The 19,362-nt window shown below is 70.8% G+C and carries 18 protein-coding genes and 3 pseudogenes; 7 read left to right on the forward strand and 14 right to left on the reverse strand.

The features are described from left to right. Nucleotides 1–10: 10 nt before the first annotated feature. The 8 genes from MTP03_RS17335 to MTP03_RS17370 form a co-directional block, all read right to left on the reverse strand. On the reverse strand, nucleotides 11–1,714 hold the full coding sequence (locus MTP03_RS17335; protein WP_248489286.1) for a sodium:solute symporter family protein: 1,704 nt from the start codon (nucleotides 1,712–1,714) through the stop codon (nucleotides 11–13). Nucleotides 1,715–1,850: 136 nt separating this feature from the next. Next, complete coding sequence (locus MTP03_RS17340; RefSeq protein ID WP_248489287.1) at nucleotides 1,851–2,117, reverse strand: hypothetical protein; 267 nt, start codon at nucleotides 2,115–2,117, stop codon at nucleotides 1,851–1,853. Nucleotides 2,118–2,190: 73 nt separating this feature from the next. Further along, a complete protein-coding gene (locus MTP03_RS17345) occupies nucleotides 2,191–2,559 on the reverse strand; it encodes a YidH family protein (protein ID WP_248489288.1) in 369 nt (122 codons plus the stop codon). Beyond that, nucleotides 2,556–4,220, reverse strand: coding sequence for a long-chain-fatty-acid--CoA ligase (locus MTP03_RS17350; protein WP_248489289.1), 1,665 nt, complete (start codon nucleotides 4,218–4,220; stop codon nucleotides 2,556–2,558). The genes MTP03_RS17345 and MTP03_RS17350 overlap by 4 nt, the downstream gene beginning before the upstream one ends. 5 nt (nucleotides 4,221–4,225) lie before the next feature. After that, nucleotides 4,226–4,543: an MFS transporter gene (locus tag MTP03_RS17355; RefSeq protein WP_248489290.1), complete on the reverse strand. Its 318-nt coding sequence runs from the start codon at nucleotides 4,541–4,543 to the stop codon at nucleotides 4,226–4,228. Continuing rightward, nucleotides 4,528–5,556 (reverse strand): MFS transporter, encoded by a 1,029-nt coding sequence (locus MTP03_RS17360; protein WP_248489291.1) that lies wholly within the window; start codon nucleotides 5,554–5,556, stop codon nucleotides 4,528–4,530. Before MTP03_RS17360 ends, MTP03_RS17355 begins: the two co-directional genes overlap by 16 nt. A 33-nt stretch (nucleotides 5,557–5,589) precedes the next feature. Further along, nucleotides 5,590–7,032, reverse strand: a complete 1,443-nt coding sequence (locus MTP03_RS17365; RefSeq protein ID WP_248489292.1) for an aldehyde dehydrogenase — start codon at nucleotides 7,030–7,032, stop codon at nucleotides 5,590–5,592. Between the two features lie 28 nt (nucleotides 7,033–7,060). Next, nucleotides 7,061–7,999 carry a TauD/TfdA family dioxygenase gene (locus tag MTP03_RS17370; RefSeq protein ID WP_248489293.1) on the reverse strand — a complete coding sequence of 313 codons (939 nt, stop codon included), beginning with the start codon at nucleotides 7,997–7,999 and terminating at the stop codon, nucleotides 7,061–7,063. A gap of 90 nt (nucleotides 8,000–8,089) precedes the next feature. On the opposite strand from MTP03_RS17370, the gene MTP03_RS17375 reads away from it, so the two are divergent. Together MTP03_RS17375 and MTP03_RS17380 are read left to right on the forward strand one after the other, a co-directional pair. Beyond that, nucleotides 8,090–8,473 (forward strand): hypothetical protein, encoded by a 384-nt coding sequence (locus tag MTP03_RS17375; protein ID WP_248489294.1) that lies wholly within the window; start codon nucleotides 8,090–8,092, stop codon nucleotides 8,471–8,473. Between the two features lie 19 nt (nucleotides 8,474–8,492). After that, the gene (locus tag MTP03_RS17380; RefSeq protein ID WP_248489295.1) at nucleotides 8,493–9,359 is read left to right on the forward strand and encodes a CdaR family transcriptional regulator; all 867 of its coding nucleotides are present in this window, start codon (nucleotides 8,493–8,495) and stop codon (nucleotides 9,357–9,359) included. Here the strand turns inward: MTP03_RS17380 and MTP03_RS17385 are convergent. Then, entirely contained in the window at nucleotides 9,356–10,759 is a 1,404-nt protein-coding gene (locus MTP03_RS17385) for an NAD(P)H-quinone dehydrogenase (RefSeq protein WP_248489296.1), read from the reverse strand. The genes MTP03_RS17380 and MTP03_RS17385 overlap by 4 nt on opposite strands. Nucleotides 10,760–10,846: 87 nt before the next feature. Here MTP03_RS17385 and MTP03_RS17390 point away from each other — a divergent pair, with 87 nt between their 5' ends. After that, nucleotides 10,847–11,347 carry a gamma-glutamylcyclotransferase gene (locus MTP03_RS17390; RefSeq protein WP_248489297.1) on the forward strand — a complete coding sequence of 167 codons (501 nt, stop codon included), beginning with the start codon at nucleotides 10,847–10,849 and terminating at the stop codon, nucleotides 11,345–11,347. 27 nt (nucleotides 11,348–11,374) lie between these two features. On the opposite strand, the gene MTP03_RS17395 is transcribed toward MTP03_RS17390, so the two are convergent. Continuing rightward, nucleotides 11,375–11,587 carry a hypothetical protein gene (locus tag MTP03_RS17395; protein WP_248489298.1) on the reverse strand — a complete coding sequence of 71 codons (213 nt, stop codon included), beginning with the start codon at nucleotides 11,585–11,587 and terminating at the stop codon, nucleotides 11,375–11,377. 56 nt (nucleotides 11,588–11,643) lie between these two features. Here MTP03_RS17395 and MTP03_RS17400 point away from each other — a divergent pair, with 56 nt between their 5' ends. Further along, nucleotides 11,644–12,396: a helix-turn-helix domain-containing protein gene (locus MTP03_RS17400; protein WP_248489299.1), complete on the forward strand. Its 753-nt coding sequence runs from the start codon at nucleotides 11,644–11,646 to the stop codon at nucleotides 12,394–12,396. A gap of 209 nt (nucleotides 12,397–12,605) precedes the next feature. Here the strand turns inward: MTP03_RS17400 and MTP03_RS17405 are convergent, their stop codons facing one another. The 3 genes and pseudogenes from MTP03_RS17405 to MTP03_RS17415 form a co-directional block, all read right to left on the reverse strand. Next, nucleotides 12,606–13,799, reverse strand: a complete 1,194-nt coding sequence (locus MTP03_RS17405; RefSeq protein ID WP_248489300.1) for an amidohydrolase — start codon at nucleotides 13,797–13,799, stop codon at nucleotides 12,606–12,608. After that, nucleotides 13,796–14,996, reverse strand: a pseudogene (locus tag MTP03_RS17410) (amidohydrolase). The gene MTP03_RS17405 and the pseudogene MTP03_RS17410 overlap by 4 nt, the downstream one beginning before the upstream one ends. A 2-nt stretch (nucleotides 14,997–14,998) precedes the next feature. Next, nucleotides 14,999–15,709 (reverse strand): enoyl-CoA hydratase/isomerase family protein, encoded by a 711-nt coding sequence (locus MTP03_RS17415; protein WP_248489301.1) that lies wholly within the window; start codon nucleotides 15,707–15,709, stop codon nucleotides 14,999–15,001. 51 nt (nucleotides 15,710–15,760) lie between these two features. On the opposite strand from MTP03_RS17415, the pseudogene MTP03_RS17420 reads away from it, so the two are divergent. From MTP03_RS17420 to MTP03_RS17430, 3 genes and pseudogenes are all read left to right on the forward strand, one after another. After that, nucleotides 15,761–16,563, forward strand: a pseudogene (locus tag MTP03_RS17420) (purine-nucleoside phosphorylase). Continuing rightward, nucleotides 16,564–18,180: a phospho-sugar mutase gene (locus MTP03_RS17425; protein WP_248489302.1), complete on the forward strand. Its 1,617-nt coding sequence runs from the start codon at nucleotides 16,564–16,566 to the stop codon at nucleotides 18,178–18,180. It abuts the pseudogene before it with no gap. After that, on the forward strand, nucleotides 18,162–18,710 hold the full coding sequence (locus MTP03_RS17430; RefSeq protein WP_248489303.1) for a hypothetical protein: 549 nt from the start codon (nucleotides 18,162–18,164) through the stop codon (nucleotides 18,708–18,710). Before MTP03_RS17425 ends, MTP03_RS17430 begins: the two co-directional genes overlap by 19 nt. On the opposite strand, the pseudogene upp reads toward MTP03_RS17430, so the two are convergent. After that, nucleotides 18,711–19,338 (reverse strand): annotated as a pseudogene (gene upp / locus MTP03_RS17435) (uracil phosphoribosyltransferase). Nucleotides 19,339–19,362: the final 24 nt, after the last annotated feature.

Consider the following 19,362-nt stretch of genomic DNA (forward strand, 5'->3'; position numbering starts at 1 on the left):
TCACTCCTCGTCAGTGGAAGATCAGGCCGAGTGCGACGGTCGCGGACAGAACCGCGGCGCCGAGCGGGACGGGACGGGCGTACCACGCCGCGGCCGCGTCCTCATCGCCCTGCAGCGTCTTCTTGTCGGTCATCGAGTAGACGAAGCCGTCGAGCTCGGAGTCGGGCTTGGGCACGGTCACGAGCGAGACAAGGACGGAGACGACGATGTCGACCACGAAGGCCGCGGAGGCGGCGACGAACGGCATGCCCTGCCCCGGGAGGTCGATCACGCCGACCTCCTGCAGCACGAACACCGTGATCGCCGAGAGCGTGCCGGCAACCAGGCCGACCCAGCCGGCCGTGGGCGTCATCCGTTTCCAGAACATGCCGAGCAGGAACGTCGCGAACAACGGGGCGTTGAAGAACCCGAACAGGGTCTGGAGGTAGTCCATCAGGTTCGAGTACCCGGCGGCGATGGTCGCCGTGCCGATCGCCATCACCACGGCGGCGATGGTGGCGATCCGGCCGACGCGGATGTAGTAGCCGTCCTCGCGGTTCTTCACCACGTACTGCTGCCACAGGTCGTAACTGAACACCGTGTTGAACGCGGACACGTTCGCCGCCATACCCGCCATGAACGAGGCGATCAGGCCCGCCACTGCCACGCCGAGCAGGCCGTTCGGCAGGATGTCGCGCATCATCAGCAGGATCGCGTCGTTGTAGGTGATCCCGTCGGCGGTGCCGGTGGACTTGAGGTGGATCATGTCGCCGATCATCGCCGCGCAGATCATGCCCGGCACCACGACGACGAAGGGGATGAACATCTTCGGGACGGCGCCGATGATCGGGGCGCGCCGGGCCGCCGACATCGAGTTCGACGCCATCGCTCGCTGCACCTCGACGAAGTTGGTGGTCCAGTAGCCGAAGGAGAGGACGAAGCCCAGGCCGAACACGATGCCGACCACCGACCACACCGGCGAATCGAACCCGCTGAGCGCCTGGCCCGGCCAGGTGTGCAGCTGTTCGCCGACGGCGGCCGTCACGGTGCCGTCCGGCTTCGTCGTCTCGATCACCTTCGCCTTGAGGCCGCTCCATCCGCCCACCTTGATCAGGCCGATCACGGTGAGCGGCACCAGCGCCGCGAGGATCACGAAGAACTGCAGGACCTCGTTGTAGATCGCGGCGGACAGCCCGCCGAGGGCGGTGTAGGTGAGCACGACGGCTGCGGCCACGATCAGCGACACCCACCGCGGCCACCCGAGCACGGCGTTCACCACGGTCGCGAGCAGGAACAGGTTGACCCCGGCGATCAGCACCTGAGCGATGGCGAAGCTCAGCGAGTTCACCAGGTGCGCACCGGTTCCGAATCGGCGACGCATGAACTCGGGGACGCTGCGCACCTTCGACCCGTAGTAGAACGGCATCATCACCAGGCCGAGGAACACCATGGCCGGGATCGCGCCGATCCAGTAGTAGTGCATCGTCGACAGGCCGATCTGGGCGCCGTTCGCGGACATGCCCATGATCTCGACGGCGCCGAGGTTGGCCGAGACGAACGCGATGCCCGTCACCCACGCCGGCAGGCGGCGCCCGGACAGGAAGAAGTCCAGACTGGACGCGACCTGCTGCCGGGCCAGGTAGCCGATCCCCAGCACGAAGACGAAGTAGATCGCCACCAGGACGTAGTCGAGCAGTCCGACGTTCAGCCGGAGCGCACCGTCCGCGAGAAGCATCGAGCCTCCAAGGTTCGTGGAACGAATTCTCACGAAATCTAACACTCACGAACATCTACGCGGTTGTTTCTGTTCTTTTTCCGCGGAGCCGATGCCCGGCGCTACCCACGCCCCTCGGCAGCGTGGACCGGAACACTCAGCCCATGACGGCGACCAACGCGGTGGACGCGACCGCGACCACCGTCCCCGCCAAGGCCGATGCGCCCAGCACGTCGACCTCCGCCCGTTCGTCGGAGAACGCCGCGCAGGTACGGCGCCGGCGTGCGGGAACCCGGAGGAGAGCGACGACGGCGTAGGCGAGTGCCCCGGCCGGAACGACGACGCTCCAGATCCGGTCGTCCATCGCGGGCAGGCACCGCACGCCGAGCACCGCGACGGCCGCGAGGCTCAGGAGAGTGCGCACCCACGCGAGCGACGTCCGCTCGGGCTGCAGCCCGGTGTCACGGCGCGCGGCGGCGTGCGCCCCCTCACATGGCTCATCGAAACCCGAGGGCGATGATGAGCGTGCCGGCCGCACCGACCAGGATGCCGCTCATGAGCGGCGCGAGGGCCGGCACGGGCAGGCTCCGGCCCGTCCTCATCGCCGCTTCGACGGCGCCCCATCGGACGAAACAGCCGATCGCCGTCACCACGGCCGCGACGAGCAACCCCACCACGACGATCGCGCGCACCGGCGCCGACACGTCGGGACCGAACGCCTCGAACCCGACCGCCGCGGCGATCAGGCCGAGCGCCGTGCGGATCCACGCCAGGAAAGTGCGCTCATTGGCGAGCGTGAACCGCGGGTCGGGATCCACCCCTTGCGTGAACCGGCGCGGCCGCGTCAGCCCGCGGACGAACGTCACAGCGGCGCTCCGTGATAGAGGTCCCGGTACTCCAGCCGCATCGCCTTCTTGTCCACCTTGCCGACGCTGGTGCGTGGCACCGAGGGCACGACGATCACCGTGTCCGGTAGCTGCCACTTCGCGAACCGGCCCGAGAGAACGGGGTGCAGGTCGGCCGCGTCCAGCGGATCCCCGTCGACGGTGGCGACGACGACCACCGGCCGCTCCTGCCATGTCGGATGCGGCACGCCGACGACCGCGGCCTCGCGCACCCGCGGGTGGCCGACGATCGCGTTCTCCATGTCGATGGACGAGATCCACTCGCCGCCGCTCTTGACCACGTCCTTGAGCCGGTCCGCGAGTTTGAGGTGGCCGGTCGGCGCGATCGATCCGATGTCGCCGCTGCGCCAGTAGCCCCCGACGAACTCGTCCTCCGTCACCTCACGGTCGTGATAGGCCGAGGTGATCCACGGGCCGCGCAGCCACACCTCGCCGAGGCTCACTCCGTCGTGCGGGAGCTCCTCACCGCTCTCGTCCACGATCTTGATGTCGACCCCGTTGATCGGAAGCCCTTGGCACCGTTTGAGATCCCACTTCGCCTCCTCCGGGAGCTCGCGCAGCGAGAACTTCGTACCGCGGTTCACCACTGCGGTCGGCGTCGTCTCGGTGGCGCCGTAACCGTGGATGACGTCCGCACCGGTCTGCTCGTGGAACCCTCGGATCAACGCCAGCGGCGGCTCCGTGGATCCCGACAGGAGCCGAGTGCGACCGAGATCCGGCTTCTCGTCGAGCGCCATGATGTGCTCCAGCATGGGACCGAAGATCGCGGGAGCACCGTTGGCCACCGTGACCTCCTCCGCGATCAGCGCGTCGACCAGCACGCCGACGTCCCCGGCGGAGTACTGCCCGGGAAGCACGATCTTGGCGGCGGTGTAGACCGCGGATTGCGGCAGTCCCCAGCTCTGCGCGTGGAACATGGGCGTGATCAAGAAGACCGCGTCGTCGAACGACATCAGGTAGTTCGACGCCTGCGCCATCGTGTGCAGCACGATGCCCCGGTGCGAGTAGTAGACGCCCTTGGGCCGACCAGTGGTCCCGGTCGTGTAACAGGCGCTGTAGGCCGCGCGCTCGTCGATCACGGGCCATGCGTACGTCGCAGGCACAGAATCGATCATCTCCTCGTAGTCGGCGACGTCCGGTAGGGAGGTCTCGATCTCGGTGACCGGACGGTCCGCCATCACCACCCAACGACGCACACCCGGAGTGCGCTGCGCGACGGCCTCGGCTACGGACAGTAGCGACTCGTCGACCAGGATCACCGTGGCGCCACTGTGTTCCACGACGTACGCCAGGTCGTCCTCGCCCAGGCGCAGGTTCATCTGCAGCATGACGGCCCCGATACCCGGGATGGCCCAGTACAACTCGAAGTGCCTGCGGGTGTTCCAGTCCAGGATCCCGACGACATCTCCCGGCTGCACCCCGAGCGATGCGAGGACGTTGGCGGACCTCTGCACTCCCGCATAGGCGTCCGCATAGGTGTAGCGGTTCCACTCCCCGCTCCGGTCGCGATGGACGATCTCCTGCTCCGGGTACGTACGGGCGGCGTGCCGCAGCAGGGTGCTCGTGTTGAGCTGGTAATCGTCGCCGTGGGTCGATGCGTGTCCGCTGATGATCTCGGTCATGACTGTCATTTCGTCAGGGCCGCGAGCCGCTCGGCGTCGCGGTCGGGGTCGGCGAGGAACAGGACGGTGAGCCCGGCGACGACGAGCAGGCCGGCGCCGATCAGGAAGGCGAGGTGGTAGCCGTCACCGGGGATCGCCGCCGCTTGGATCAGGCGGCCCGTGACGTATGGGGCGAGGACGCCCGCGAGGCCGAGTGCACCGAACAGCACGCCGAGTGCGGCACCGCGCTGCGCCACCGGCGCGATCTGGGCGATCGCGGCGCTCCCCGCGGGGAAGGTCGCGACGAACAGGTTGAACGCCGGCAGCATCAGCAGGAGTTGCACGGTACCGGTGGTGAACACGAAAGCGGCCAGGCACGCCGCCGCGATGAGGATGTACACGGAGGCGACGCCGGCCTGGCGCGCCGCTTGGACACTCCGCGGGCGATCAGGAATCGGGAGATCGCCCCCTGGGAGAACATCGCGACAGCGCCCACGGCGGCGGTGGCGGCCATCCAGTTCCCCATCGAGACGGTGTCCAAGCCCGCCACGGTGCCCAGGTAGGTCGGCACCCAGGTGGTGAGCTGCGCGGTCACCACGTAGCAGCCGAACCCGGATACGGCGAAGGCGAACCAGGTCCGCGAGCGGAGGATCCGGAGGAACGGCACGCGGCCGGCATCGGCATCGGTCGACTCGGACGGGGAGGATCCCGCCTGTGGCCCCGAGGTGGTCGCCTTGTCGTACGGCCCCTCCCGACCGATCAGCAGCCATAGCAGCGACCAGACCAGGCCGGCGATGCCCAGCACACCGAAGCACCAGCGCCAACCCCATGTCACTTGCACGAACGCCATCACCGGCGCTGCGACGAGCAGCCCCAGGCTCGACGCGCCCATCACGATCGCCGCGGGTACGTCACGACGGTCGTCGGGGAACCACTTCATCACCGCGTGCAGCGCGACCGGCGACGCCGGCCCCTCCGCGAAGCCGAGGACGATCCGCGCGGCCAGCAGGACGCCGAACGAAGCGAAGCCGAGCACCGGGAATTGCACGACCGCCCAGACCACCCCCATCGCCAGGAGCATCGGCGTGGTCCTGATCCTGTCGACCAGGAATCCTCCGAGCACGGTCCCGATCCCGAACAGGAAGAAGAACGCGCTCCCGATGAAGCCGTACTGGGAGGGGGTCAGGCCCAGGTCCTCCATGAGGGCCTTGCCGGTGAGACCGAGGACGGATTTGTCGCCCCAGTTGACGATCATGAACAGCGCGAGCATTGCTGTGATCAGCCAACCTCGCATGGCCGAAGGGCGTGCGGGACCGACGACCGGGGAGCCGAGTGGGTGGGTTTCGATGATGGACATGGGTGTCTCCAGGTGGAACGGGCTGAGGTGCCGTTAGACGGCCGAATAGGTGGAACGCGGACGCAGGCATGCCTCGAGACCCTCGGGTCCCAGCTCCCTGCCGAGACCACTCGCCTTGGTACCCCCGAACGGTGCGACGGGGTCGAGCATGAAGTAGTTGATCCCGAAGGTCCCGGAATCGATCGCTGAAGAAATCGCCTCGGCGGCAGTCGGATCGGAGGTCCACACCGTGCCCGCGAGCCCGTAGGCACTGTCGTTCGCGAGGGCGATCGCCTCGTCGACACCGTCGTACGGCATCACGCTGAGCACCGGGCCGAAGATCTCCTCCTGGGCGAGCGCACTCGCGGGATCGACGTCCGCGAAGACCGTCGGCTCGATGAACCATCCGCGTTCGAGCGACGCGGGTCGGCCGCCTCCCACGACCAGCCGCGCACCGTCGGCGAGCCCCCGCGCGATGTGACCCTCCACCCGATCCCGCTGCCGGGCGGTCGCGAGCGGCCCGATGAGCGTGGTGGGGTCGAGCGGATCTCCGATCGCCGCACCGCGACTCAGCTCCGCGAAGAACTCGACCGTCTCGTCGTAGCGGGAGCGGGGCGCGAGGATCCGCGTGTTGGCGACGCAGGTCTGGCCGTTGTTGATCAGCGTCGCCTGGAACAGTCCCTCCGCGCTGGCCGCCAGGTCGACGTCCTCGAGCAGGATCGCCGCAGACTTCCCGCCGAGCTCCAGGGTCACCGGCCGGAGCAGTTCGCCGCAGCGGGCGCCGATCCGACGCCCGACCGCGGTCGATCCGGTGAAGGTGACCTTGTCGATCCCCGGGTGCCCGACCAGGTACTCGCCGATCTCGGCCCCGCCCGGCACGATGTTGAGGACGCCGGCGGGGACACCCGCAGCCAGGACCGCCTCGGCGAACTCGTACGTGTCGAGCACCGTCTCCGGACTGGGCTTGATCACGACGGAGCAGCCGGCCGCGATCGCGGGTGCGACCTTGAACGCGGTGAGCAGATTGGGGTAGTTCCACGGCACGATCGCGCCGATGACGCCCACCGGTACCCGGTCCACGCGGACGGAACCACCGAGGATGCCGGGGCGGATCTCCGAGAAGGTGGTGTCGCGCAGCAGGTCCGCGTAGTACCGGTACACGGCGGCCGGGAGGGCGACCTCCACCGCCATCGCGGTGGTGACGGGCATCCCGTTCTGCTGCGCGACGAGCGGTGCGACGGTGCCGCCGCGCGCCTCGACCTCGTCCGCCAGGCGGTCGAGGAGGTCCGCGCGGGCCTGCGCGTCCCATCCCGTCCAAGCCGACCCCGGCGCCATCGCGCGGCGCGCGGCGGCGACCGCGCGATCCACGTCAGCCGGCGCGGCGGCGGGCACGCACCCGATCGGATCACCGGTGGCCGCGCCGATCACGGTGATGCTCTCCGCCGAGGACGGGGCCTCGAAACCCCCGTCGATGAACAGCGCCTTCTGCTCGATCATGGTCGTCCTGCTCTCTTCGTCGCGCGGATCAGAACGGCTGGTCGCCGTTGACGGTGACGCGCTCCATGACGCGCCGCTGGGGGAAGTAGTCGCTCACCGCGTAGTGCTGGGTGATCCGGTTGTCCCACATGGCGATATCGCCCGGCGACCACTGGTACCGCACCTGGTACTCGGGCACGCGGGCCTGGAACAGCAGGTACTCGAGGAGCTCATCGGCCTCGTCCTGGGGCAGGCCGTCGATCCGGACGGTGAAGGGCTCGTTGACGTACAGGAACTTGCGGCCCGTCTCGGGGTGGGTGCGGACCACCGGATGCTGGATCGGCGGGTGCACCCGGTTCATGGCGGCGATCGCCTCGTCGGTCATCGTCAAGCCCCAGGACTTCACGAAGCTGTGCGTCGCGGTCAGGCCGTCGATCTTCTCCTTGACCTCGTCCGGCAGGTTGTCGTAGGCGACGGCCATGTCGGCCCACATCGTGTTCCCGCCCGACGCCGGGAGCTCGATGCCGCGCAGGATCGACAGCTTCGAGGGCTCGCGACGGAACGAGGTGTCGCTGTGCCAGATGTTCTCCATCCCGATCGCGGAATCGTCCTTCGCGAGCCGGGAGATCTCCCGGACCTCGCCGTTCGGGAAGAAGTCGTTGACCTCGATGGATCCCCACTTCCTCGCGAACGCGATGTGCTGTTCCCCAGTCAGCGCCTGGTCGCGGAAGAACAGCACCTTCCATTCCAGGAGCGCACGATGCACCTCGGAGAAGGTCTCCCCATCCAGATCGGCGAGATCGACACCCTGGACCTCGGCGCCGATGCTGACCCCCACGGGCCGGAGAGCGATGCGGCTGTAGGACTGGTCAAATACGCTCTCACCTGCGGTCCGACGGAGGTCGCGGGACCCGAAATGCAGCTTCGGGTAGCCCTTGTCGCCCGCCAGCGGGATGCGCATGAACTGAAGTTTCTCGGTCGTCGTCATGCATCAAGTGTGCGTTCGATCACAATGACCACGCGGTGTGACTTGCCTCAACCTCGGCCCGCGCCGATTGTGCGGTGACACAATCGACCGATGATCCACTACCAACAGGACATCACCGGCGGCGTACCGCGCCCCGACGGGGTCGACCGGGTCCTGGCGCACGTCTCGGCCAGGATCGGCACCTTGGCGAACCGCACGATCCGCACCGCGGTGATCGCATCGACCCACCCGCCGGAGATCATCGAGTCGGAGATGCCCGCGATCGCCAACCGGTCGTACGCCCTGATCCTGGACAGCCTCCGGAACTGCACGACGCCGTCGCCCGAGTCCCTGTCCTTCCTCCGCGAGCGTGCCGCGCAGCGCGCCCGCGAGGGCGTGCCGGCGCCCCTCCTGATGCACATCTGGGAGCGCGGTTTCCAGGACTTCTTCGAGGAGGCCGGGCGTGCCGCGGACCGGACGGCGCCGCTGCCGTGAGCTGGATCGGGGTGCCCTGATGCGACTCCAGGAGATGTACCTCGCCGAACTGGCGACCTCGTACCAGGCCGAACGCGACGCGATCGCCGAGGAACGGTCGGGAGCGGCGCCGCTGATCGCGCGGCTGCTCATCCTGGGCCAGGACGCCCGCTCCGACGCGGATCGCCTGGGTACCGAGCTCGTCGACAACTACGACGTCCTGGCACTGCGCGTGTCCCCCGCGGACGCCGGGCCGGCACCCGCGGTCCGGGCGATCGCCGAGCGCAGGCGGCTCCACCGCATGTTGGCGCTGCTCCGCACCGACTCCGGCCGCCCGGCCGTCCTGCCGCTCCTCGATCGCCACGGCGGCCACGTCCTGATCCCCCGGTCCGACGGCGATGCGACGTCACCGGACCGGCTCGACCGGCTGCTGGCCGCACTGCGCTCGGCCGCCGGCGCCGCGATCCAGGGAGCGGCGGTCGAGAACATCCCGATCGGGGAGATGCAGGCGGCCGTGCGGCAGGCCGACGAGGTCCTCGACCTGGTCGAAGCGCTGCAGGTCCCGGCCGGGCTGCACCGTCCCGCCGACGTCTTCATGGCGTACCAGCTCTCCCGGCCCGGGCCGGGCGTCGACGCCCTCCTCGCGTCGACCACGCAGGTGCTCCACCAGGCGGACCTGCGAGCCACGCTGGAGCAGTACTTCGACTGCGATCTGGACCGGGGCCGCACCGCACGCCGGCTGGGCGTGCACCCCAACACGGTGAACAATCGGCTCAACAGGATCGCGGAACTCACCCCGTACAGCCCGTTCAGCGTTGTGGGCATCACCTGCCTCTCGGCGGCACTGACCGTCGACAGGCTCCGCCGAACGCGCGGCGAAGCACCGGTCGACGGTCCGCCCGGCTAGGCCAGGTCGTCCTGGCGCATCAGCTGCCGCGCCGCCTCGGTGACCGAGCCGGACAGCGACGGGTACACGGAGAAGGTCTGCGCCACGTCGTCGACCGTGAGGCCGTTCTGCACCGCGACGGTGAGCGGCAGGATCAGCTCGGAAGCGTTGGGCGCCACCACGACTCCGCCGATCACCAGCCCGGTGTTGGGGCGACAGAAGATCTTGACGAACCCGCGGCGCAGGCCCGACATCTTGGCGCGCGGGTTGGTCGCGAGCGGAAGCATGACCGTGCGCGCCTGGTACGTGCCGTCGTCGATCGCGGCCTGCGAGACGCCGACGGTCGCGATCTCGGGGCGGGTGAAGATCGCCGACGACACCGTCTTCAGCTTCACGGGCGAGACGCCCTCGCCGAGCGCGTGGTACATCGCGACGCGGCCCTGCATGGCGGCGACCGACGCCAACGGCAGCACGCCGGTGCAGTCGCCGGCGGCGTAGATTCCGGGAACCTTCGTGCGGGAGACGCGGTCGACGGGGATGTAGCCGCCCTTGTCCAGTTCGATCCCCACGTCCTCGAGGCCGATGTCCGCGGTGTTGGGCACGGAGCCGACCGTCATCAGGCAGTGCGATCCCTCGACGGCGCGGCCGTCGGTGAGTCGCACGACGATGCCGTCCTCGGTGCGCTCGACCTTGTCGGCGTACGCCCGCTTGACCAGGGACACACCGCGGTCGAGCAGCGCGTCCTCCAGCACCAGCGCGGCGTCCTCGTCCTCGTGCGGCAGCACCCGGTCACGCGAGCTGACCAGGGTCACCTTGATGCCGAGCTCGGTGTAGGCGTGCACGAACTCCGCGCCCGTCACGCCGGAGCCGACCACCACGAGGTGGGTCGGGAGTTCCTCGAGGTCGTAGAGCTGGCGCCAGGTGAGGATCTTCTCGCCGTCGGGCTGCGCGGACTCCAGCACGCGGGGCGACGCGCCGGTGGCGATGAGCACCACGTCGGCCTCGAAGGCCTGCTCCCCGCCCGACGGCGTCACCACGTTCACCTCGTGATGCGCCATCCCCGACGCCGTGGGCGCGAGCGTCGCGCGGCCGCGGATGATCCGCACGCCCTCGCCGGCGAGGCGGGCGCGGATGTCGGCCGACTGCGCCGCCGCGAGGTCCTTGACGCGAGAGTTGATCCGTTCGACGTCGATCTCGACGCGCTCGAAATGCAGCTCGATGCCCAGGTCGACGGCGCGCCGGGTCTCGGTGCGGATGCCGGTCGAGGCGATGAAGGTCTTCGACGGGACGCAGTCGTACAGGACGCAGGCGCCGCCGATCCCGTCGGACTCGATCACCGTGACGTCACCGCCGTGCGCCACCGCCACCAGTGCTGCTTCGTACCCCGCCGGACCGCCGCCGATGATCACGATGTTCGTCATGGCTGCAACGCTAGCGTCCGCCGCACCGCCGCGTGCGGGCACCGTCGGGCGCGGCCCACCGGCGCCCGGGCACGGTAAAGTCCAACTGTGCCGATCTACGCCGCCTACGGCTCCAACATGCACCCCGACCAGATGGCCGAGCGCGCCCCGCACTCGCCCATGTACGGCACGGGGTGGCTGCGCGGCTGGCGGCTGACGTTCTCCGGTGAGGACATCGGCTGGGAGGGCGCGCTCGCGACCGTCACCGAGGACCCGTCGGACCCCGACGCCAAGGTCTTCGTGGTGCTCTACGACGTGACACCCGACGACGAGGTCTCGCTGGACCGCTGGGAGGGCTCCGAGCTCGGGATCCACGTCAAGCTCAAGGTGCGGGTGGACCTCATCGACGGTGGCTCGACCCTGGCCTGGCTGTACGTGGTCGACGCGTTCGAGGGCGGCCTGCCCTCGGCCCGCTACCTGGGCGTGATGGCCGACGCCGCGTACATCGCCGGCGCCCCGCAGGAGTACGTCCTCGACATCCGCACGCGGGAGTCCCGCAACGTGGGCCCCGGCCCCGGCGCCTCCGCCGACGGTGCCCCCGAGAACTGAGACCGGTTCGGGCTCGTCGGGCGTCGATCAGGTGACGTCCGGACAGGTCGGTGTCGTCGGCGTGGGCTCGATGGCGGAAGCCAGCCGGCGCAGCGCCCGGGCCAGCCCGGGACGCAGGCGCCGCGAGCGCAGTTCGACGGTGCGCCTCCGGGATTCGTCGTGCAGGTCCGCCAGCCGGGCGTAGACTGCTGCCGTCGGAGGATCCGCGGTCAGGTTCCAGTGCTCTCTGTATTCGCTCATACCGAGAAGCACACACGAACCCCGTCGCGGGTTCCACTGAATTAGGTGGCGCCTACATGTTGACCTACCTGCTCGACGTCGGAGATCTGGCCGACGCCCGCTTCGTGGTGTCGCCACTCAACGAGACCGTCCTCAGCCTGTTCCACCTCAACCATGTGCACGCCTCGGCCCCGCACCTGGCCGGCTGGCGTCGCGAGGCGGACACCCGCCGGGACCGGTACGACCGCGGCCTCATCGACGCGCTGGTCTCGCGATCGGGCCACCAGATCCCCGACTTCCTCACGCCCGCGATGACCGCGCGCACGCGCCCCTCGTTCGACGCGCATCTCGAGCTCGTCGCGGCTACCGGAGCCGACGTCGCCCGCGCAGAGCTACTGGAACTCGCGGAGGGCGAGGCCCCATCGGCGCAGCTGCACACACTGATCGAGCACGCCGACCCCGTGGGCACCGTCGTCGAAGCGCTCGACGGATATCACCGTTCGGCGATCGCGCCTCTGTGGCCCGTGATCGAGCGGATCCTGGAGTCCGACGTCACCTTCCGAGGCCGCGAGCTCGCGAACGGGGTCCCGGGCGCCGACGACGCGCTGCGCAGACTCATCGGTGTCGCCAAGGCCGACCTGCTGGTGGCCCTCACCGAACCTGCCGCGGTCGTGGACCTCGCTGCGGCGCTGGGTGTCTCACCTTCCGCCGTATCGCAGAGCCTGAAGGTACTGGGCGCGAACGGCATCGTGGAGAGCTCGCGCTACGGCCGCCGAGTCCTGTACCGCCGCACCGCGCTCGGCGAAGCTCTCATGCGGGGTGAGGGCTGATCTCGCGTACATCCACGAGACTCAACGACGACTCGCCACGAAGGTGAGCAGCGCATCGACGCCCCTCTGATCGTGTCCGCTCCGGACGCACCGTCCGCGTCGGACAGAATCCGAGTGCCGATTCCCCGGCGATGTCATGCCGCAGGACTTCGAGGACAGTTCCGGCATCACGACGTCGGTGACGGTTCCGATGCAGCTCCGCCCGGCCGTCACTCCGCGTAGCCGAGCACCACGTTCGTGAAGACTTTCACGCCCATCTCGAGCGCGCGCTCGTCGAGGGTGAAATCGGGCTGGTGCAGGTCGTACTGGCGCCCCTCGCCGGACCACACGCCGAGCCGCGCCATCGCGCCGGGCGACTCTTCGAGGTACCAGGAGAAGTCCTCGCCACCACCGGACTGCGGGGTGTCGACCACCCCGTCGGGCGAGACGGCGCGGGCGGCGTCCGCGAGCCGCACCGCTGCAGCCCGGTCGTTGATCACGGGCGGCACGCCGCGCGTGTAGTTCACCTCGTGCTTGATGCGCAACGGCGCCAGGAGTTCCCCCACCACTTCGCGCACCAACGGCTCGAGGGCCTCCCAGATGTGGTGCTCGCCGGTGCGCACCGTGCCGTGCAGCGCACCGATCTGCGGGATCGCGTTCGGCGCGGAGCCGCCGTTCGCCGCACCCCACACCATGATCGTGCCGGAGCGCGGGTCCACCCGGCGCGACAGCACGCCCGGCAGGCCGGTGATGACGGTGCCCATGCCGTAGATCAGGTCGCTGGTCAGGTGCGGGCGGGAGGTGTGGCCGCCGGGAGAGTGGAGGATGACCTCCACGTGATCGGCGGCGGAGGTGATCGCACCCGCCCGGACGCCGATCCGGCCGACCTCGATCCGCGGGTCGCAGTGCAGGGCGTAGATCCGCGACACCCCCGCCATCACGTCGTCGCGCACCGCGGAGAGGGCGCCGCCGGGCATGACCTCCTCGGCGGGCTGGAAGATCAGACGCACGCCCACGCCGAGCTCGCCCGCGGCGTCGAGCTCGGCCAGGGCGAGCGCGGTGCCGAGCAGGATCGAGGTGTGGGCGTCGTGCCCGCAGGCGTGGGAGACGCCGGGGTTGGTCGACTGGAAGTCCAGGCCCGTGGCCTCGTGGATCGGCAGGGCGTCCATGTCGGCGCGCAGCGCCACGCGCCCGTCGTCGCCGGGCCCCGGAACCGGCCCGAGATCCACGACCAGGCCCGTCGTGGAGAGCTTGCGCGGGTGCAGGCCGGCGGCGGTGAGCGTCTCGAAGACGGCATTGGTCGTGCGCTGCTCGCGCCAGGACAGCTCGGGGTGCGCGTGCAGATCGCGACGGAATTCGCGCAACCACGCGCCCTTGCGCTGCAGCCACTCGTCGACCCGCGCTGCTCCTGAACCGCCGCTCACCGTCCGTTGCTCCCGTCCATCCGGCGCCCGACCGATTCCAGCAGCCGCGCGCGCTCACTCTCGTCCTCCGCCGCCGCGGCGAAGGCGGCGGCCGGGCCAGCGCACCGTCGCGCACGGCGCGATCGGCGGACGGAGTCGCGGCCGCGGCCGTGAACTCCGGCTGGTGGGTCACGGCCCCGTCGGTCTCCAGGCCGATCAGCGGATGGATCGACGGTACAGCGTGGCTCACGTTGCCCATGTCGGTACTCCCCAGCGGTATCGACTGTTCGAACTCCGGCGCCACCGGATCGCGGCCGATCGCCACGGCGGCGGCGCGGTACGCGGCGGCCAGCCCGTTGTCGCTGCGCAGCTCGGTGTAGGCGGGCGAGACCTCGGCCACCTCGTGGGTGCAGCCGGCGCCGAGCGCCCCGGCGGCGAAACAGTCGCCGGCGCGCGCGGCCAGGCGGTCCAGCGACTCCGCGTCGTCGGCGCGCAGGTAGTAGAGCAGCTCCGCGGAGGCGGGAACCACGTTCGGCGCCGATCCGCCCTCACTGACGATGCCGTGCAGTTGCTGCCCCGGCTCCAGGTGCTGACGCAGCAGGCCGAGCGCCACCTGTGCCACCGTGGCGGCATCGCCCGCGTTGCGCCCGGCCCAGGGTGCCGCGGAGGCGTGCGCCTCGCGGCCGGTGAACCGGATGGCGAGGTCGGCGAGCGCCAGCGTCCGGGTCCGGACCACGTCGAACGGCGCCGGGTGCACCATGCCCGCACAGGCGACACCGTCGAACACCCCGCGCTGCAGCATGAGCACCTTGCCGCCCCCGGACTCCTCCGCGGGCGTGCCGTACACCTCGACGGTGATCCCGAGCTCGTCCGCGACGGACGCGAGCGCGATCCCGGCGCCGAGGCCCGCGGCCGCGATGACGTTGTGCCCACAGGCGTGGCCGATGCCGGGAAGCGCGTCGTACTCGGCGAAGACCGCGACGCGCAGGGCCCGGACCCGGCCCGTCCGACGAACGCCGTGGGCAGGTCCGCGATGCCGCGCTCGACGGTGAATCCGTGGCCCGCCAACGCGTCGGCCACTAGGCCCGCCGCGAAGTGCTCCTCGAACGCGAGCTCGGGCCGGGCGTGCACGGCGTGACTGACCGAGACCAGGTCCGGCCGCACGCGGTCGACGGCGGCCGTGAGCGCCCCGAGAACGGAGGTGACGGAGGCCGTCACCGTCAGCCGAACTTGACTTCGGTCGTGGGAACGGCGAGGTCGGCGATGAGGTGCGTGTGCAGGTCGTTCTTGATCTTGTTCAGCGTGGGCCCGTCGGCCGCGGCGTTCGCGGCCGCCCGCGCCGTCGCAACGGACAGCAGTTCGGCCTCCGGGACCGCCGCCTGCACGATGCCCGCGGCCACGGCGTCGGCGCCGCCGTAGCGGCGTCCGGTGGTCATGGCCTCGATCGCGGTCTGGTACGGCAGGCGCGAGCGCAGCAGTGTGGCCATGCCCACCGTGAACCCCATCTTCAGGCTGACCTCGGGCAGGCAGAAGAAGCCGCGGTCCTCGCGCATCACGGCGAAGTCGCAGGACAGCGCGAGCATGGCTCCCGCGCCGAAGGCGTGGCCGTTGACCGCGGCGACCGTCGTCATCGGGAAGGTGAGCAGGCGGCTGAACACCGTGTGCACCCGGTCCAGGTACGTCGGCAGCTCACCGGCGTTGGCCAGGATGTACATGACGTCGAGGCCGTTGGAGAAGAACTTGCCGGTGGCGGTGACCACGAGCGCGGCCGGTGAGCCGGCGGCCTGCGCCTCGATCTCGTCGAGACGGGCGTGCACGGCGTCGACCCAGTCGGGCGAGAACCGGTTCTCCGGGTTGGTCTCCGAGAGCTCGACACCCTCGTCCCCGAGGAACAGCGTGAAGACGTCGTCGGTCCGAGTCACGTAAGGCATGGCGTTCACGATAGCGGGTTAGCATCGAGAACCATGGCCCCACATCCCGGCATCGACGATCCTTCCAAGGCCGCCCGGGAGGCGGCCGCGGCGCTCCTCGCCACCACCGGCGGCGAACCGTTCGACGTGACCGTCGTGCTCGGCTCCGGCTGGGCGCCGGCGGCGGACGCGCTCGCGGCCCGCGGCAGCACGGCCGGCACCGTCGCGATGGCCGACCTGCCGCATTTCGCACCGCCCAGCGCGGCCGGCCACTCCGGCACGGCGATCGCACTCGTCGTCGGCGCAAAGCGGGTGCTGGTCCTTCTCGGCCGCACGCACGCGTACGAGGGCCACGACCTGTCCCGCGTGGTCCATCCGGTCCGCACGGCCTGCGCGGCGGGCGCGTCGACGGTGATCCTCACCAACGCCGCCGGCGGCCTGCGGGAGGGCATGCACGTGGGCGAGGCGGTGCTCATCTCCGACCACCTCAACCTCACGGCCCGCTCGCCGCTGGTCGGCGCGCAGTTCGTCAACCTCGTCGACGCGTACTCCCCGCGCTGCGGGCGCTCGCGCGGCAGGTGGACCCGTCCCTGAACGAGGGCGTGTACGCGGGCCTGCCCGGCCCGCACTACGAGACCCCGGCGGAGATCCGCATGCTGCGCACGCTGGGCGCCGACCTCGTCGGCATGTCCACGGTGCACGAGACCATCGCCGCCCGCGCCGAGGACGCCGCCGTGCTGGGAATCTCGCTCGTGACCAACCTCGCGGCCGGCATCACCGGCGAGCCCCTCGACCACGAGGAGGTCCTCGAGGCCGGGCGCGAGGCGGCTGCGCGGATGGGCGGGCTGCTGGCCGACGTGATCGAGGCGATGTAGGTGGGCGCCGTGGACCCGGCCGCCTGGATCGCGACCGACCCGGACCCCGTCACTCGGGCCGAGCTTGAGGCGCTCTCGCCGGACGAGCTGGCCGACCGGTTCGCGACGCACCTGACGTTCGGCACCGCGGGGCTCCGCGGTCCCGTGCGCGGCGGACCGTCGGGCATGAACGTCGCGGTGGTGACCCGCACGACCTGGGCGCTCGGCGAGTGGCTGAAGGCCAAGTGCCTGGGCGGGGGCACCGTCGTCGTGGGCCGCGACGCGCGCCGCGGCTCCGAGGTGTTCTTCGCCGCTGCCACCGAAGTGCTGGCGGCGCAGGGCTTCTCCGTCGTCGGGCTGCCCGAACCCGGCCCGACACCGTGGGTCGCGTTCGCGACGCGGGCGCTCGGCGCGGTCGCGGGCGTGCAGATCACCGCCTCCCACAACCCGCCCGCCGACAACGGCTACAAGGTGTACCTCGACGGCGGCGCGCAGCTCGTGGCACCCGCCGACGCGGAGATCGAGACGCTCATCGCGGCCGCGCCCGCGGCGACCTCCATCGAGCGGGCTCCGGTCCCCGCCGATCCACGCGCGACCGAGGTGACCGCCGCCTACCTCGACCGCGTCTCCTCGCTGCGCCCGGCGCCCACCACCGCACTGCGCATCGCGCTCACCCCGATGCACGGCGTCGGCGGGCAGGTCGCCGTCGAGGCCCTGCGCCGCAGCGGTTTCAACGACGTGCACGTCGTGGAGCAGCAGTTCGCGCCCGACGGCGAGTTCCCGACGGTGACCTTCCCGAACCCCGAGGAGCCCGGGGCCGCCGACCTGCTGCTCGCCCTCGCCGAACGGGTGGACGCGGACCTCGCGATCGCGCTCGACCCCGACGCCGACCGGTGCGCGCTGGGCGTCCGCTTCGACGACGGCTGGCGGATGCTCACCGGCGACGAGGCCGGTTCGCTGCTCGGCGCGCACCTGCTCGATACCCCCCTGGGCGGCGCACTGTCGGACCCGCTCGTGGCGACCACCATCGTGAGTTCGGAGCTGCTCGGCGCGATCGCCGAGAGCCGCGGCGCCCGGTACGCGCGCACCCTGACCGGGTTCAAGAACCTCGTCCGCGCCGGGGACGGCCTGGCGTTCGCGTACGAGGAGGCCCTCGGCCTCTGCTGCGATCCGTCGACGGTGCGCGACAAGGACGGGATCTCCGCCGCCGTGGTCGCGGCGTCCTACGCGGCGGCGCTGAAGGCGCAGGGCCGCGCCCTGCCCGACGCGCTGGATGAGCTCTACGCCGCGCACGGCGTGCACCTCACCGGCCAGTACTCGTTGCGCGTCGAGGATGTCGCCCGGATCGCCGCGATCATGGCGGCGCTCCGCACCGACCCGCCTGTTGAAGTTGCCAATACTCCTGTCAGTTGTGAGGATCTGCTGCGGGCCCGCCCCGCGACGGACGCGCTGGTGTTCCGCGGCGACGGCGTCCGGGTCACCGTGCGCCCCTCCGGGACCGAGCCGAAGGCGAAGTTCTACCTGGAGGTGATCGCACCCGTGACGGACGAGACCGCGACGAAGGACGCCCTGGCGACCGCGAGGGAGCGGCTGGGCGCCGTGACCGACACCGTCCGTGAGTGGGCGGCCCTCGGGTGACCCGACCGGCGCGGCCGGCCGACCCCGCGCGCAGGCGGGTGATCGCCGTATCGGTGATCGTCGGCGTGCTGATCGTGATCGCCGCCGCGGCGGGCGCGACGGCGTACGTGAGCGGGACCCGACCCGCACCGGAGCAGGTCTCGGCGGCACCGTCGGGAGGCCCGACGGTGACCGTGTCCGCCCCCGGCTCCCCCGCCCCGGACCCGACACCCCCGCCTGCGATCCCCGGCACCGACCGGCTCGGTTTCGTGGGCACCCAGGCGCGCTGCGCCGACGGCGACACCGCGCGCATGATGGTGCTGACCGCGACCTCGCAGGCCGTGGTGTGCGAACGCGGCGGCGCCCTGTACTACGCGGGCTGGCGGATGGACACCCGTTCGGGCACACGGATCGACGGGGTCCTACCGGCCGGACCCGGGTGGGTCGCCCGGGCGCCGGACGCGACGATCAACATCACGCCGCACGGCCTCGTGATCAGCGCGACCAACGGCGAGTTCACCGAGCCCGCGACCGGCTTCTGGTCGAACTGATCAGGTCCAGCGGGGCCCGAACTGGCGGTCCCCCGCATCGCCCAGGCCCGGCACGATGTACGCCTTCTCGTTGAGGCCACGGTCGATCGTCGCCGTCACCAGGCGCACCGGGTGCCCGCACTCCTCGAGGGCGCGGACACCCTCCGGAGCTGCGACGACGCACACCGCGGTCACATCGGTCGCGCCGCGCTGCGCCAGCAGGCCCAGCGTCTCGACCATCGAGCCGCCGGTGGCGAGCATCGGGTCGAGCACGAACACCGGACGGTCGGTGAGGTCGGCGGGCAGCGACTCGAAGTAGGGCTCCGGCACGTGAGTCTCCTCGTTGCGGCCCATACCGACGAAGCCGACTTGCGACTCCGGCAGCATCGCGTGCGCCTGGTCGACCATGCCCAGCCCGGCCCGCAGCACCGGAACCAGCAGCGGCGGCGCGGCGAGGGCGGCACCGTCGGTGTCCTCGAGCGGGGTGGTCACCGTGACGGCCGCGACGGCCGCATCGCGCATGGCCTCGTAAACCAGCATCTGCGTGAGTTCCTTGAGCGCGGCGCGGAAGGAGGCGTTGTCGGTGGCCTCGGCGCGGAGCGCGGTGAGGCGGACGGCGGCCGGGGTGGTCGACCACGGTGATCTGCATGCCGCCAGCGTATCGGGAACCCGG

This window comes from Tsukamurella sp. PLM1 (genome assembly GCF_023168325.1).
Classification (GTDB): Bacteria; Actinomycetota; Actinomycetes; order Mycobacteriales; family Mycobacteriaceae; genus Tsukamurella.